Source organism: Psychrobacter faecalis, from assembly GCF_016107575.1.
In the GTDB taxonomy this organism is placed as follows: domain Bacteria; phylum Pseudomonadota; class Gammaproteobacteria; order Pseudomonadales; family Moraxellaceae; genus Psychrobacter; species Psychrobacter faecalis.
In genome coordinates this window covers 1-16513 of the sequence record NZ_JABAST010000054.1, presented here as the reverse complement: position 1 = coordinate 16513, position 16513 = coordinate 1, and the positions used below count along the sequence as shown (strand labels likewise).

General features: G+C 43.9%; 14 protein-coding genes. 4 read left to right on the top strand and 10 right to left on the bottom strand.

Annotated features, from left to right (window positions below; all coding sequences use genetic code 11):
• Positions 1-54: 54 nt before the first annotated feature.
• The 9 genes from JFC07_RS12295 to rsmG all read right to left on the bottom strand — a co-directional run bounded on the left by JFC07_RS12295 (position 55) and on the right by rsmG (position 8625).
• Positions 55-327, bottom strand: a complete 273-nt coding sequence (locus tag JFC07_RS12295) for an IS1/IS1595 family N-terminal zinc-binding domain-containing protein (protein ID WP_198329147.1) — start codon at positions 325-327, stop codon at positions 55-57.
• A 120-nt stretch (positions 328-447) separates the two neighbouring features.
• The gene (gene kdsB, locus JFC07_RS12290; RefSeq protein WP_227678326.1) at positions 448-1290 is read right to left on the bottom strand and encodes a 3-deoxy-manno-octulosonate cytidylyltransferase; all 843 of its coding nucleotides are present in this window, start codon (positions 1288-1290) and stop codon (positions 448-450) included.
• Between the two features lie 21 nt (positions 1291-1311).
• Positions 1312-2448 carry a tetraacyldisaccharide 4'-kinase gene (lpxK, locus tag JFC07_RS12285; RefSeq protein ID WP_198329146.1) on the bottom strand — a complete coding sequence of 379 codons (1137 nt, stop codon included), beginning with the start codon at positions 2446-2448 and terminating at the stop codon, positions 1312-1314.
• A 36-nt stretch (positions 2449-2484) separates the two neighbouring features.
• Positions 2485-4272, bottom strand: a complete 1788-nt coding sequence (gene msbA, locus JFC07_RS12280) for a lipid A export permease/ATP-binding protein MsbA (protein WP_227678325.1) — start codon at positions 4270-4272, stop codon at positions 2485-2487.
• Between the two features lie 143 nt (positions 4273-4415).
• A complete protein-coding gene (locus JFC07_RS12275) occupies positions 4416-4859 on the bottom strand; it encodes an ExbD/TolR family protein (RefSeq protein ID WP_144297593.1) in 444 nt (147 codons plus the stop codon).
• Positions 4860-4917: 58 nt separating this feature from the next.
• Positions 4918-5649 carry a MotA/TolQ/ExbB proton channel family protein gene (locus JFC07_RS12270; protein ID WP_198329145.1) on the bottom strand — a complete coding sequence of 244 codons (732 nt, stop codon included), beginning with the start codon at positions 5647-5649 and terminating at the stop codon, positions 4918-4920.
• Between the two features lie 69 nt (positions 5650-5718).
• Positions 5719-6840 (bottom strand): ParB/RepB/Spo0J family partition protein, encoded by a 1122-nt coding sequence (locus JFC07_RS12265; protein WP_198329144.1) that lies wholly within the window; start codon positions 6838-6840, stop codon positions 5719-5721.
• Positions 6841-6943: 103 nt separating this feature from the next.
• Positions 6944-7729 (bottom strand): ParA family protein, encoded by a 786-nt coding sequence (locus tag JFC07_RS12260; protein ID WP_198329143.1) that lies wholly within the window; start codon positions 7727-7729, stop codon positions 6944-6946.
• Positions 7730-7908: 179 nt separating this feature from the next.
• The gene (gene rsmG, locus JFC07_RS12255) at positions 7909-8625 is read right to left on the bottom strand and encodes a 16S rRNA (guanine(527)-N(7))-methyltransferase RsmG (protein ID WP_198329142.1); all 717 of its coding nucleotides are present in this window, start codon (positions 8623-8625) and stop codon (positions 7909-7911) included.
• 372 nt (positions 8626-8997) lie between these two features.
• Between rsmG and JFC07_RS12250 the strand changes: the two genes are divergently transcribed.
• The 3 genes from JFC07_RS12250 to JFC07_RS12240 all read left to right on the top strand — a co-directional run bounded on the left by JFC07_RS12250 (position 8998) and on the right by JFC07_RS12240 (position 13912).
• Positions 8998-11826: an ATP-binding protein gene (locus JFC07_RS12250; RefSeq protein WP_198329141.1), complete on the top strand. Its 2829-nt coding sequence runs from the start codon at positions 8998-9000 to the stop codon at positions 11824-11826.
• 118 nt (positions 11827-11944) lie between these two features.
• Complete coding sequence (locus JFC07_RS12245) at positions 11945-13111, top strand: helix-turn-helix transcriptional regulator (protein ID WP_198329140.1); 1167 nt, start codon at positions 11945-11947, stop codon at positions 13109-13111.
• A gap of 135 nt (positions 13112-13246) precedes the next feature.
• Complete coding sequence (locus tag JFC07_RS12240) at positions 13247-13912, top strand: TerD family protein (RefSeq protein ID WP_068404859.1); 666 nt, start codon at positions 13247-13249, stop codon at positions 13910-13912.
• A gap of 136 nt (positions 13913-14048) precedes the next feature.
• Here the strand turns inward: JFC07_RS12240 and JFC07_RS12235 are convergent, their stop codons facing one another.
• Positions 14049-15029, bottom strand: coding sequence for an ion transporter (locus JFC07_RS12235; RefSeq protein ID WP_198329139.1), 981 nt, complete (start codon positions 15027-15029; stop codon positions 14049-14051).
• 673 nt (positions 15030-15702) lie between these two features.
• Between JFC07_RS12235 and JFC07_RS12230 the strand changes: the two genes are divergently transcribed.
• A complete protein-coding gene (locus JFC07_RS12230; protein ID WP_198329138.1) occupies positions 15703-16329 on the top strand; it encodes an OmpW/AlkL family protein in 627 nt (208 codons plus the stop codon).
• Positions 16330-16513 lie beyond the last annotated feature (184 nt).

Genomic DNA, 16513 nt, shown 5'->3' with positions numbered 1-16513 from the left:
ATAGTAGCGCTTCTTAGGCGTAATCTTATAAACAGATGAGCCTATGGTGCTCAATTAAACAGATGAGCCTATGGTGCTCAATACTTTACCGATACTGACTGAGGCTATAACAGCTATGTCTCTAACGCCGCAGCCTCTAACTGTCATGAGCCGTATAAGCTCTTCTACTTTAGAGTGACAGCCATGATAAGTTAAGGCATGGTCGCCAATAAACTGACGTTTGCAGTCCTTACATTGATAATTCTGCTTGCCATAGCTTTTTTTGCCGTGTATCGAAAAACTGGGACTGTGACAGTCGGGGCAATTGATCTGTATTTGTGTATTCATAACCTCAAATATATCATCTTGCTTCGGCTGTCACTCCTCCTTTTATTTCCTCAGCATACTTTCTGATACACCACCAAATACTTTATAAACATTTACTTAGGCTATTATTAATTATGTAAATTAGCAGTTTTGAAAATCAATTAAGCTCATGGCATTTAGCCGATCTAAATCTTCTTGGGTATCGACGCCGGCTGGTAGATGACAGCTTGCAGTGGCAATAGCAATATGACCACCATTTTCTAAAACTCGTAATTGCTCTAGGCTTTCTAATATCTCGAGCGGCGTTTGTGGCCAGTGTACAAATTGCTGTAACAAGCTAACTCTGTAAGCGTATAACCCCAAATGACGATAAGCGTTTTTTGGTGCTTGCTGCTGTATATTTTTATCGTTTGCCAAAACCACATCACGGTCGCACGGAATCGGTGCACGGCTAAAATATAATGCACGCTGTAAATTGCTGGACGTCTGACTGACAACTTTTACGACCGATGGGCGCATAAAAGTTTCGTAGTCTTCGATAGGCTCGCATAAAGTCGCCATCACGCTGTCGCTATCTTGCATTAGCAGGGCTTTGACTTGCTGTAATAATAACGGCGGTACCAGAGGTTCGTCACCCTGCATATTGACCACGATATCATGCTCAGCCCAGCCTTTGATAGCGGCAACTTCCGCCAAACGGTCGGTCCCTGACGCATGCTCATTACTGGTCATCACCACATCAAAACCTGCCTCTGTGCAAACTTTAGCAATCGTCTCATCATCAGTCGCAATACACATATCGTCAGCAAAATCAGCCAACTGTGCTTTTTCAGCCACCCATAGTATCATCGGCTTGCCATGAATCTTTAATAATGGCTTACCGGGTAAGCGCGTACTTTTAAAGCGCGCAGGGATAACAATATGAGTTTTGACTGGCGCGGCTTCAATTGGCATTGTTTCAGCTGATATTAAGTCTGACGACATGGTTTATTCCTATAAAATCATTTACGCTTTTGTGCTTTTAGATAAATTAATATTTAAAGCTTTTAATTGCTGCTGTAAGCTGACATAGCAACCGTCTGATAACACCGCAGTCACTGGCAATACCCATAAGCGATTAACGAGTTCTTGATATTCATCGTTAAGTGGTTGGCGGCTAGACGTATCTATTAGTAACGCTCTGATTTTGACCGCGTCTTTGCTGGTGACAATGATCGGCAGCTCGCTATATTGTAAAAGCTCAGTCAAGCTAAAATCATAATGATCGGGATAAGCGTGCCCAATGACATCAAAGCCAAGCGACAATAAAGTATCAAAAAAACGTTGCGGATAACCGATACCGCTTACCGCATGTACCCGACCATTTGGTATAGGTGGCATAAGTGGCATAAGTGGCATAGACGTTTTTGCTGCGACACTTAAACCATCTATCTCAACAGCAGAAGGCCATAAAGGCTGCAATTTATCCGCTTGTAGATGCATCGTTAAACGCTTAGCTTGAGCTTGATTGTTATTCGTCGCTACCATCTCTGCCTTTTCATGGTAGACCACATTTGCGCCTTTTAAGCGCGACATAGGCTCACGTAAAAAACCGGTTGGTAGCAATTGCTGATTACCAAAGCCGCGTGACGCATCGACCACAATCCATTCGATATCACGTTGCAGCGCATAATGCTGCAAGCCATCATCAGCAATAATCAGTTGTAAGTCAGGATAAGCATTTAATAAGGTGGTAATGGCCTGCTTACGATCGGGGCAAACGGCCATCGCCGCACCTGTCATATTGACGATTAAACAGGGCTCGTCACCTACGATGCTTGGTAAGCTATCGGCATGCACCAAAGCGGGCATTTTGCTGCTATCACCGCCATAACCGCGGCTGATAACGCCTACTTTTATGCCTTGTTTTTGCAGATGAGTAACCAAGGCAATAATCAACGGTGTCTTACCGCTGCCGCCTACCGTGATATTACCAATCACCATCACTGCAACAGGCGCACGATAACTGGAAAATAGGCCTACCTTATAAGCCTGACGGCGCACCATCGTAATGAATCCATACAACCAGCTGACAGGCAGTAGCAGCCAGAGCCAAGCAGCCTGACGTTGCCATGCACGCGTCATTGTGGTTTCAATACTCATGATGATGTATTGTTTATCCTAGTTATGCAGCCATCTTTATTCAAAATCACGCGCGTACATTTGCGCATAATGGCCATGCAATTGCATCAGCTCTTCATGGGTGCCTAATTCAACAATTTGACCACTATCTAACACCGCAATACGGTCAGCTGATTCAATCGTTGTTAAACGATGGGCAATCACCAGTGTCGTCCTATCTTTCATAACGTTATCGAGTGCTTTTTGAATATAGTATTCTGACTCATTATCTAAAGCACTAGTCGCTTCATCTAAAATCAAAATCGGTGCGTCTTTCAATAACGCACGCGCAATCGAGATACGCTGACGTTGACCACCTGACAGCTGCAAGCCTTCAGCGCCAATCTCACTTTGATAGCCATTTGGCATTTTCATAATAAAATCATGGGCAAAAGCGTCTTTTGCAGCGCGCTCGACCTCAGCTTGGGTTTTATTTGCTAGGCTGCCATAGGCAATATTATTAAACACCGTGGTATTAAAAAGTACCACTTGCTGATTGACCATCGCAATTTGCGCGCGCAAGCTTTCAAGCTTGATGTCGTCAATCAGCATACCGTCAAGGGTGATTTGCCCCGAGGACGTATTTAAAGTACGCGTGAGTAAGTTAACGAGTGAAGACTTACCAGCGCCGCTACGCCCGACCAGTGCTATCGTCTCGCCTGCACGCACATCCAAAGTAAAATCACGCAGCGCCACCGTTGAATCAGGATAAACCAAACTGACATTAGCGAACTGAATGTCACCTGCTAGAGTCGGGCTAAGTATGCCTGTGTCTTGTTCTTCTGGCTCATCCAACAAAGTAAAGATTGACTCGCCCGCGGCAAGCCCTTTTTGCAATTTTTGATTGATATCAGTGAGTGAGCGCACCGGCTTACTTAATAATCCTGCGGCAGCAATATAGGAGATAAACTCACCTGCTGAAATATTATCTATCACCGCAGGACGCAGCGCGAGCCATACAACGACCGCCATCGCCATCGCCATCAATAATTGCACCGCTGGGGTATTGATGCTATTGGTCACAACGACCTTCATCCCTTGGCGCAAGTTTTTCTTTGAGGTTATATCAAAACGCTTGGCTTCATACGCTTGTCCGCCATAGTTTTTCACTACCTGATAGCCGCCGATGACCTCATTGGTGATATGGCTGACACTACCCATGGTTTCTTGAATGCCTTTAGACAGCTTTAGATAACGCTTTGAGGCTACCCGTATCAGCCATAAAATCGGCGGTAGCACCACAAATAAAATTAAGGTTAAACGCCAGTTGCTATAAAGCAAAAAACCTATCAAAGCCACCACGGTCAAACCATCGCGCAACAAGGTTTTCATTGAATCAGTACTAGCAGCAGTCACCTGCTCAACATCAAAAATGAGCTTGGATGAAATAGTCCCTGCTGGATTTGCCAGATAGAACGAGCTTGGCAAACGCAAAAGCTTATTGAACACTTGAACGCGTAACTCATAAACAAGATTGCGCGATACCAAAGCCGTATAGTAATTACCCAAAAAACTGCCCACGCCGCGGACAAAAAACAGCGCCACGATAATAAATGGAAATAAGTCCTGTTTGCTTTGATCGTTTTGATTGATGGCATCAGTGATATATTGCAATAACTTGGCAATCCAAATCTCTGTTGCCGCATTAATCGCAAAGCCTATTATGACCAAGATTAGCGCCCACCAATAAGGTTTAAGGTAGCTTAACAGACGTAATAAAGTCCTATGCCTAGGCGTATTTGATGGCGCTGCTGACAACTTTTTAGCAGAATTTTTTTTAGAGTCAGGTTGATAAGCTTGGCTCATAAAAGCCTCAATTTAGGTATAAGAAGAAATGACACAAATGCAGCAGTGGCAAGTGAACATAAAATACAGCAGTAAAAACACCAAGGGTCATGATAGTAGCGTTTGATGTTTTTACTGTAGCAATATATCAAACGCCCTAAAATCTATTGCGGCGCAGATGTTGGTAAAGGCTGCCCAAGCGGCACAACCGTACTGATATTGAGATTTAAAAAACCCAGTTTACCAGCGATATCCATGACCCGTACCACCGATTGATGGGTGGCATTTGCATCAGCAGCAATGACAAATAGCATATCACGATTGCTTCCCGCCTCTTGCTGAAGCACGTTAGTCAGCTCGGCCTCATCGCTACTCGCAAGGGTGATGCCATTAACCAAATAACTGCCATCTTCTTGCACAGCGACTTCAATACTATTTTTCTCTTCTGTTAATGCCACTCCTTCCGCTTCCGGAAGAATAATATTTAAGCGGCTAAAGTGATTAAACGAAGTAGCAAGCAGTAAAAATACGATTAAAAATAATAAACAATCAATCATCGGCGTCAGATTGATTTCAAGTGGCTCAACGGTCGGTTTTCTAAAACGCATATCGCTCTCTTTAATGGGCTGCAATGTACAGATTCAACAAATAAGTGACATCACACAATTAAGTTGCTGTAGCGGCTGTCTCTAAATCCGAGGTGTCAAGTGAAAGCTCATAACCCTTAGTTTTAGTTGTTTCCGACCCATTATCAGGTAGAGACATGGTAGAGGCTTGCGTATTGTCCAGCAATTGGTAATCATACAATTCTTGAATCATCAGTCCCGCTTGCGTTTCAAACTGCGCATTGATATCGATAATACGGCGCTGAAAATAGCGGTAAGCAACCAAAGCTGGGATAGCCACAATCATACCAGCCGCCGTGGTAATCAATGCTTGTGACACGCCAGCAGCTAGCATCGTTGGGTCTTGCATCGCGCCATCCGTAATCGCCAAAAACGACGAGATAATACCCAACACCGTACCTAGCAAACCAAGCAGCAGCGCAATCGCCCCAATAGTACCGAGCATATTGATATTTTTTTCTAACTGATGCACTTGCACACTGGCGCGGTTTTGCATATGCATCGTCATCGAGTCTAGGCCGTATTGACGATACAGCAGGCCAGTCGCCAGAATATCACCCAAAGGGGTTTTCTCTTTGACATTCATCAGCTGCGTGCGGCCAATATCACCGTTTTCACGTAGGCGGGTTATCAGCTGTTCGCGCAATCTATTGGGTACAATTTTATTAAACTGCAACGTATGGCTACGCTCGATAATAATCACCAATGCCAATATTGAGCACACCACGATAGGTGTCATCAGCCAACCACCTGCTTTTACCAGCTCCCACATACGCACTCTCTTCTATGTTTTTGTTAATTATTAAAAGACGGTTTTACGTTTGTATTTTTAATAAAAATATTAAGCCTGCGCTTCTATATGCTTGATCAAAGCCGCTAGTTGATCATGATTGTGGAAAAATATCTCAACACTACCCTGCCCATCTTTTTTATGTTTGAGCTTTACTTCTGCGCCTAACATATCAGTTAAACGCTGGGTTAAGCGCTCAACATCGCGAGACTGTACTTGCTCGGTGCGATTGATTTTCGGCGCTGGCTGCAAGATTGACTTAACCAACTTCTCAGCCTCGCGCACCGTCATGCCAGCATCAATGATTTTTTGCGCAATGATAGGTTGCTGTTCTGATGATAGCGCCAACAGGGTACGCGCATGCCCCATATCTAAAGCGCTAGTTGCTAAATGGTCTTTGACCGTATCATGGAGCTGATTCAAGCGCAAAAGGTTTGATACCGTGGTACGCGCTTTACCAACGACTTCGGCAATCATCGCATGGCTCATACCAAACTCGGTATGAAAGCGCTGCAGGGCAGCCGCCTGCTCAATCACCGATAAATCTTCGCGCTGAATATTTTCAATCAAGGCTAATGCTATGGCCAATTCATCAGATAGTGCACGTTCAATCGCTGGTATAACCGATTTACCAGCCATTTTTGCCGCACGCCAGCGGCGCTCACCAGCGATAATCTCATGCGTCACCAAGGCTTCGCTTTTATCTTCATTCGCCAGTAATGGACGAATAACAATCGGCTGCATAACGCCATGCTGCTCAATAGAAGAGGCCAATTCTGCCAGCGCCGTTTCGCTCATATCACGGCGCGGCTGATACTTACCTGCTTGCAGACGCGTGACATCGATTTGTACCAAGCTGATTTGGTCTTCAGAAGCGCTATTTTCTGTGACGTTTGCGCGCGCTTTATTAACAGGGGCTTTTTTTATCGTCCGCGCTTTACGATTATTATTGTCAGTGGTTTGTTCAGACACTGGCAAGGCAGAAGGCTTGTTAACAGCCGCAGCTGTGCTATCTTCTTGCTCAATAGGTTGTGGTATTTTGGTTGACTCAGTATGCTCACGCACTACCGTGTCATCTTGTAAGGCAGAGGCGGCAATTTGCTTTTCTTTTTTGATTGACCCTAATAAGGCATCTAAACCTCGATTGGCAGCCAACCCTCTTTTCTTTGCCATGATTACCTATCCTCTAACGCTAAAATAAAAAGCCAAATATTGCTAAATACCGGCTTGCTGATACATATAATTTGCTGTTCTTTTATTAACTTGCAACATAAACTTATAATGATGTGCTCTGCTTTATCACTTCAGCCGCCAGTTTTTGATAGGCGCGCGCACCTTTTGACCATCTTTCGTAAGCAATAACCGGCAAGCCATGTGCGGGTGCTTCAGCCAAACGAATATTTCTTGGAATATGAGTTTTATACATAATATCACCAAAGTGCGCCTCTAACTCAGCCGAGACATCACGCGCCAAGGTATTGCGCGCATCGAACAAGGTTCTGACCACACCGCGAATATAGAGCTTAGGATTGAGCTCGGTAAGACGCTCAATCGTCTGCGACAAATCCGCCAAACCTTCTAGGGCATAATATTCACACTGCATGGGAATAATAACGCTATCGGTGGCAATCAATGCATTAATCGTTAATAAATTTAAGCTTGGCGCACAGTCGATAATCACATAATCGTAAGCAGATTTATTGGTCGCGATTTGATCCTTGGCCAACTGTGCCATTGCCGTCTTAAAGAGCTCATGACTATTGGTTTTGCTCATTAAAGTAATGTCCATCCCCGCCAAATCACGATTGGCGCCGATGACATCAAACCCAGCTGGACTACTCACAATCGCCTCAGATAGCGCAACGCCATCAAGCAGTACATCAGCGATGGTCAAGTCCAAGGCGTTCTTATCGACGCCCGTGCCACTGGTTGCATTACCCTGTGGGTCTAAGTCAATCAGTAGTACATGCTTGCGCTTGGCCGCTAAGCTGGCGGTCAAATTTACTGCCGTCGTGGTTTTTCCCACGCCGCCTTTTTGATTCGCAATCGCTATGATTTCCATACACTCACTCAATTAAATTAGAATCTGTTACTGATTTTTACTACAGTATTTTTGCGCTCAAGCTTATTATATTACTCAAATACCTGACACTTACCTATAAGTCTATTTATACACCAGCGTCCACACCACTTATGACTAAAGAACAATTGTTGCCTCACATAGCATGACGTGCTCATAGCTTAGACATTTTTATAAGATAATTCAATTAAATGACGACTATCTTGTAAACGCGGTACTTTTAATGCAATCGTTCTTATCTGCCAAGCGTCACTTAGCGCCTGTAGCTCTTCATCGCTTGGGGCTTTGCCTTTCATCGCGCATAAATAGCCATTTTCTGCCAAGCGCGGCTGCGCCACTTCGATAAAATCAATCAAGCTAGCAAAAGCTCTTGAGGTTACCACCTCGTAGCAGGCTTCATGCGCCTCAATACGCGAGGCGATTGGCTGCATGTTACTCAAACCAAGCTCGCTACTGATTTGCTTAATAAAACGAATTTTTTTCTGATTGCTATCAAGGGCGGTGCATTGGCGCTCAGGCTGACAGATAGCGATAATCACCGCTGGCAAGCCCGCCCCCGTACCAATATCAAGCAGCGACCCTGACGGTAAATGCGTTATAATAGCCAAACAATCGATGATATGTTTGATAAGCGCCTCGACTGGATCGGTAATCGCGGTCAGATTATACGCTTTATTCCATAATAAAAGCTGGTCTAAATACAATAATAACGTGCGCTGCTGCTGTGCGCTTAACGTCAGACCCAACTCGTCTATTGATTGCGCGAGCATAGTGGCCAGCTTAGGTAATTGCGCACCGAGCTTTACAAAGCCTGTCGGATCAATATGACTGTTACCCGTGCTAGCAGACGATGAAGAGGTTTTAGTAGAATCTGACATACGGGTTATCCAGTTTTGACATGTGAACCGTCTATTTTATCATGCGCTCTGCCCATTGAATAGTTGCAGATTGCGCCAATGTACGCCATCTTATACTATCTACGCCTATGTCGAGGGCTTATCTTCTTCAATAACCAGTAAGTCAACGTAATAAAATCTCTATTATTACAGCCTAATAAGCTAAAACTTTCACTTTACTATGATACAAAACTGCGCTGAATGTCTTGTCTAAAACGCGCCGATATCTTGTAAGATGTTCTTATTTACTATTATAAATGTAAGCATGATTAAAAATACATTCCTAAACTTAAAGCGCAAACAGTAAAAAATCAATAACCATTCCACCCTTTTAAAACGACTTACTATATAACTATGACCGAACCGCAAAACACTCCTATAAATCAAGATTCAAAAGACAGCAAATCTATGGCAACACCTGTTAAAAATTCAGCAGTAACAAAAGCATCTAAGCCAGCCAATACAAAGCCGACAGCAATAAAGGCGGACGAAACTGATGAACAAGAGCGCACTTTAGATATGCCTAATACGCCTCATCCGGTATTTATCGAGGTTAATGAGCGCTGTCTTATTAGTGCCGAGCAGCTGAAGCGTTATACCAATCCTGATGAGCTACCGAGCGATACCCGCACTGCCCCTGATTTAGATGTCGGCTTTGGGCAACAGCGCGCCCTGAAAGCCTTGCAGACGGCGCTGGATATTCATGCCAGCGGCTATCATGTGTTTGCCGCGGGCGAAAATGGTTTAGGTAAACGCACGGTTATAAATCGTTTATTACAACGAATTGCCGCTGACGCACCGACGCCAGATGATTGGGTTTATGTGCACAATTTTACCGACCCGCGTACACCGCAAGCGCTACGTCTACCTGCCGGACAAGGGCAGATATTGCAGCAACAGGTTAATCAACTATGGCAGCAAGCCAAAAAACGACTTAGCCAACGCTTTCGTAGCGACCAGTATCAAAGCAAAATCGAAGCGATTAAAAATGACACCCATCAAAAAGAAAGTCAGGCTTACGATGACCTTAATACCGAAGGTAAACAGTACGATTTGGCACTGACGTTTCGCGCATTTGATAATAAAGCGGTATTTGTCCATCCTAGCAAGTTATCTACCGAAGAAAATCATCAGAGCACTGACCATTCAAAAATTTCTAGTAGCCAAAAAAATCAAACAACAGAAGAAAAAACTGCGCCCCCTACTAAAAATAATCTTGATGATGATGCTAACAGCGAGTATGGCAACGCATACGGCAAAAGCGAATATGAAGCTGAGCTGAATAATTTTGCCCAAAAAAACCATATGCAAAAGCGCTTAAGCCAGCTAACCATTGCGCTAGAGCAATTAGAAGACGAAGCCAATGATGCCATTGAAGCACTGCATCGCAATATTGCACGTCGTGCGCTACAACCTTTATTTGCGCCTATTTATGAGCAATTTGCTGCTCATCCCTTGGTTGTCGAGTATCTAAAAACCGTATTTGCCGATATGGTCACTCATGTCGAGCGCATCGTTAACGGTGATGATGAGGAGTTTGTGACGGCCGTTCTTGCCACAACGCCGAGCCGCTATGCCGTCAACGTCATTGTCAGTCACGCGCCAGATAGTGGCGCCCCGGTCATCTTTGAAGATTTGCCGACGCATTTAAACCTATTGGGTCATGTCGAGCAAATCACCCAATTGGGCACAGTGACCACCGATGTCAGTATGATTCGAGCAGGCGCCCTGCACCGTGCCAATGGCGGTTATCTGTTGTTAGAAGCCAGTCATCTGCTTGAGCATCCTTACGCCTGGCAAGGCCTTAAACGCGCCCTGCAATCTCGCAAAATCAGACTATCTAGCCTTGAGCAGATGCTAACCTTGACAGGCAGTTTGTCGCTTGCACCCGCACCGATTGACCTTGATATTAAGGTAATTTTGCTTGGCGAAGCGGATTTATATTACGAATTACTCGAGCTTGAGGCAGAGTTTGATGCGGTATTTAAAGTACGTGCCGACTTTCACGACGATGTGACACGTAGCCCTGAACATGAATTAGCATTGGTGGCAAAAATGGCTGACATCATTGACCATGCCAACCTTTATCCGTTTGATAGTAGCGCCCAAGCTGCCTTACTTGAGCATTTAAGCTTACAAGCCGAAGACCAAGACCGCTTGAGTTTGCATAGTGATTTATTGATTAAGCTGTTGCATGAATCCAACCGCCATGCACGTTTGAGCGGTAAAAACATCGTTAGCGCCATACACGTGACCCACGCTATTGACGATATGGACGAGCGCTCAGGATACTTGCGCGACCTTTATTGGGATGAGCTAAAAAATGGCCAGCAGCTGATTCAGACCCAAGGTGATGCGGTCGGACAAGTCAATGCGCTCACCGTCGTCAGCTACGCGGATAGCGAGTTTGGTATGCCTGCGCGTCTGACCGCGGTTATTCAGCCAAATATTGGCGCTGGCGAAATCCTCGATATCGAGCGGGATGTCGATTTGGGCGGCAGCTTACACGCTAAAGGCATGCTGATTATGACCAGCTATTTGCGCGCCTTATTTAGTCAGCATCATGCGCTCAACTTTAGCGCCTCGCTCGCTTTTGAGCAAAGTTACGCTCATATCGATGGTGATAGTGCCACGGTCAGTGAAGGCTGCGCGCTGCTTTCCGCTTTAGCAAACGTCCCGATCAATCAATCTTTTGCAATTACCGGCTCGATGAATCAGTTAGGCGAAGTCCAAGCCGTCGGCGGTATCAATTCTAAAATCGCGGGTTTCTTTGACGCTTGCCGCGAGCAAGAGCTGACGGGACAACAAGGCGTGGTCATTCCGATGGCCAACGTCAAACAATTAATGCTACGTGACGATATTATCGCCGCTGTTCAAGCAGAGCAATTTCATATTTATGGCGTGCAGACGCTTAGTGAAGCCTTGACCTTAATGACGGGTCTGCCTGTCGACACCATGAATAAAAAAGGTCGCTACCGTAAAGACACTCTATTTGGTAAAGTATTAAGTCGGTTGATGCTTTGGGATGAAAATCAAAACGCTGATGACGAAGTCGATGATAAAAAATCGAAGAAAAAGGATAAAAAGAAGCGTAAGGCCAAACGTCAAAAAAAACAGGATAAGCAAAAAAAAGCCAAAAAAGAACAAGATGACTGCTGCGCAAATACAGCAGAGCAACTCTAGACGCTGATATGCTTTTCTGCGATGATGAGTTTTTTGCGCTTTGCTGTTTTAATAAGCTGTATTCATAAATAATACCCTTATAAAAATTAAACTCGTGACTGAATAAAGGTTATCTTTAATGACTGTACATTCTACTGACGCCGATGGTCTTCAATCGCAAGCAGCTAATACTAAGCAAGCAACTGCTCTAGTGACTAAAGAAGTAACGAAAGAATTAGCTGCGCAAAATGAAGAAGTTGTGACAGATAATAAAGCGTCTGAGGAAGCAGCAGATAATCGCCATGGTGCCGCAACGACGGCGCGGCAATGGCAAGTATTGTCGCAGTTGCAGCGCAATCGCTGGGTAGGCACCACCCATGTCTACGAGCAGCTTAAATTGGCAGGTTTTGATATCAGTTTGCGCACCGTGCAACGCGATTTAAATGCCCTTGCCAAACGCTTTCCTATCGAAAAAAACAATGCCAATCCGCAAGGTTGGCGTTGGAAAGACGATGCGCCGCTGCAAAGTCTGCCGCATATGAATTTATCGCAAGCGGTTGCCTTTAATATGGTCGAAGCCAATCTAAGCCAGCTGCTGCCGCCGGTTATTTTAGATGAGCTTTTTCCTTGGTTTGATTTGGCACGCCGGCAGCTTAAAAACAGCAAAGTCACCCATTCATGGATTGATAGGGTACGTATCGAGCCTGCCTCGCAACCCTTAATTGCGCCACATATTGATTTGGAAAGTAAAGACAATATTTATCATGCGTTGTTTTATCAACTACAAATAAAAGCCAGTTATACTCGTAGCGATAAATCACAAGCCAGCGAATACATTCTAAATCCCATTGCCATCATCCAGCGTGGGGTGATTATTTACTTATTGGCGACGCGTACCGATGACCCAGACGTAATTATTCGTACCTTTGCCCTTCACCGCTTTGCCAGCGTTGAGATACTAGAAAGCGCGGCTCAAACCCCTGATAATTTCCACCTCGATAACTATTTAGATGCAGGTGGCATGGGCTTTAGCCATCCTCTATTTAGCCAGCTACCCGATCGTGGCAAACATACCGCAGTTGAGCTACAATTTACCAAACAAGCGGGCAAAAGCTTAACGGAAAGCAAGCTGAGTGACGATCAAACTGTAATCATCAATAGTGATGGAACCCTAACCATACGCGCAACCGTCAACTTAACCTCGCAGCTGGTTTGGTGGTTACGCGGCTTTGGTAGCGGTCTATTAGACGCCAAACCTGCGCTCCTATATCAAGCGGTTTTAGACAAACCCATCAATGATGCATAGCGACAATAAAAAGACAGCGAATGATTACTTATGATAACTATTAACGATGATAAAAATTTAACCGCTGTACCCAATACGCCAACGTTTATCTTAATTAAAAACCTAATACGAAATTAAAAGTCCAAAAGGAATATTATGTCAGCCACTACCCCATCACCGTTACTTTCAGACAGTTTAAGAGGGCTGGGTTTAGACACGGGGACATTGTTTTTTGCGCTCAATTATGAATTTACCAAGATTGAGCAAAAAGGCTTATTTAAAAACCTAAAAAAACGCTTTAAGAAAAATGAAGGCGCGATTGATATTGATTTGGCCTGCGTACTATATAACGACAACTGCACCATCAGCGATATCGTTTGGTTTAAGCAGCTACGGGATAAAGCAGAATCCGTCAAACATCAAGGCGATAGTCTCAACGGTAAGGACCGCGGTGAACAAGCGATGTATCTTGCGCCCCTTGACCAAGAGCAAATCAGAATTTATTTGGATAAAATACCCGCGCATATCACTCACATTGCCTTAATCGCTAACTCTTACCACGACCTACCGTTTAGCAGAGTCAAAAAAGGTGAGATTCATTTAAGCGATGATGAAGGCAACCGCGTTTTTGAGGTTAATTTAAAGCAGCTACCACGCGACTGTGTAACACTTTGGGCGGCACACTTGCAGCGAGAAGTGGACGATTGGCATTTGACCTTGCAAAATCTACCGCTACCTGCAAAAGATTTAGCAACCGCCGCGCAAGAAGTGGCGCATGAATTGGCACGCGCTCTACCGATTACGCCAGCTATGTATAACTGATACATAACCAATATTAGATTGATTATACATCAGTTAAAAAACCTATCGATTAAAAAAAAGGTAAAACGCTAATTAACGTTTTACCCTTGTTCTTTTTAAATAAGGAGTTTTAAATAAGAATTTTTACATACTCCTCTTATTCTAACGGCTCACCGCAATGCGGACAAAAATTCTTTTGCCGCACTTCCTTTTCTCGGCGCTCAAGCTCTTTTTCGCGCAGTACTTGCAGTACGATTTCTTGCGCTTGCTCCTTATCCAATCCAAGCTCGCGGCGAATCTTTTCAATCATCATCTGATTTTGCACCAAATCAAAATTACTATCTACTAGTTGCTCACGAAAATCTTGCTCGAGCTCTTCTCGGCGCTGACTCAGCTCATTTGCCAAACCCGTCGCCAAGATACCCGCTGGCAGAGCCGCAAGACCAACGCCCAATATGGTGATAAGTGCACCTAATATCTTACCAGCATTGGTGATAGGTGTGACATCGCCGTAACCAACCGTCGTCAGGGTGACCACCGCCCACCACATAGCTTTGGGTATCGACTCAAACTCCTCGGGCTGGGCGTGGTTTTCGACCAAATAAATACCACTCGACGCTGTCACAATCATAATAATTAAGATAAAAATGACCGCTTGAAACGAGCCTTTTTCCTTACTGATAACCACCAATAAAATACGCAGGGAGGCAAAATAGCGGGTAAGTTTCAGAATTCGAAACAGACGCAAAATACGTAAGAAACGCAAATCGATACTGACAAAGAAATTCAAAAACGCGGGGGCAATGGCAATGATATCAATCAACGCCGACGGACTTTTTAGCCATTCCCAGCGCTGACGCCACGTGGTATTGTCGGGTTTGGCTTCAGCGACACTCCATAACCTCAGTAAATACTCGATAGAAAAGATCACGATAGAGAAGTTTTCAAACCACGTAAAATACGCTTGATACGGGTAATACCAGTTGTCAACCGACTCAGCGATAACCGCCGTGACGTTCGCCATAATCAAAAAAATGAGAAAGTAATCGACATAACGACTAAAGAGCGTGTCATGCTCATCGTTTTGCAAAATGTTATAGACGAAAAGACGCAAGCGCCGAATAGATTGGAATAGCATGCCGTCCCTATGTGGTGTAATACCGGTTTTATGTTATAAAAATCAGGTGGGAGATATCAAAAAAAAGGCAGTTGCGCTTGCAGAATCAATGAGGGTTTTTTAAACAATTTATCGCAATTTTTGCTTCAGACGTTATGATTATACAAAAATTATGTAATAAATGTAGGTCGCGATTACTAATAGCAGCGCCGTGACAAAAAATATCAAACGTAAAAAACGCTCATCCGCTCGTAATTGATTGCTTAAGTTTTGGGCTGGTAATAAAAACAAGCCACATTTAGGACAACAGGCATCTATTTGGTTTAAAAGCTTAATTGAGCGGGCATTTTCGCAGCGCAGCGGAGAGTTACTACAATAACCGAGCATAATATCCAATCTGTCCTTCTATCCATGTCATTGTTTAATATTAATGTTTAAAAACGCAGATGTAGCATAAGACAAGCATTTAAAAATGAAAAGGGTAATTTAACCCATAAAATCCGTCACGACTGTAACATAAAATACAATTAAGCCAACTTCCTGTTTAAAACCTTACTCCTCGTGAGGTTTTTGTACTATAATAGAGAAATAATGTTACGAGTTATATCCTGACTCTAACGTTATCTAATGGTCACTGATGCCATCCCTCATTAGAAACTGACCAATAACATCTATTATGTTGAGGAACTTAACGATGAAACTACAATCCCTAGTTTTAGCTGCTGCAACTGCCCTTACTATGACCACTGCTTTTGCGGTACCTGCTGGTACTTGGTCTATCGCTGCTGGCGCACATTATGTTGACCCTAAAAGTGATAACGGTACTTTAAATAACGGTCTATCTGTTGATGTTGATGGCGATGTACGCCCAACCATCAGTGGTGAATACTTCATCGCTAACAACGTTGGTGTTGAACTATTAGCAGCCATTCCATTTCATCATGATTTTGATCTAAATGATGCAGCTGGCAATCGTGTTTTGTCAGGTAAAACTCAACATTTACCACCTACTCTTTCACTGCAATACCATTTCGACGGCTATAACATGCCTATGAATGTAAAGCCTTTTGTTGGTGTTGGTGTAAACTACACGACCTTCTTTAAAGAAAAGGTTTCTAATGGCGCTGATTTAGATCTTGACGATAGCGTTGGTGTTGCTGGTCATATCGGTCTAGATATCCCATTTGCGCCGACTGAGTCTTTCCGTATTGATGCGCGTTATATGGACATCAAAACTGATGCTAAGTTGAATGGTGTAGATGCTGGTGAAATCGATATCAGTCCTTGGGTATATGGCGTTGCTTTCGTAAAACAGTTCTAATATAGCAAATTGCTACAGCCTAAACGGCATAAGTAAAAGAAGCCAGCTTAATAGCTGGCTTCTTCGTGTTTGTGAATGCCTTTTATTACTTATTAAATAAGAGATATAAAAAAGACCATCCGCAGACAGTAATGCCAGTCAGTTAACGCTGACTGGTATTTTTTTTGGGATATTTTTGTGGTTT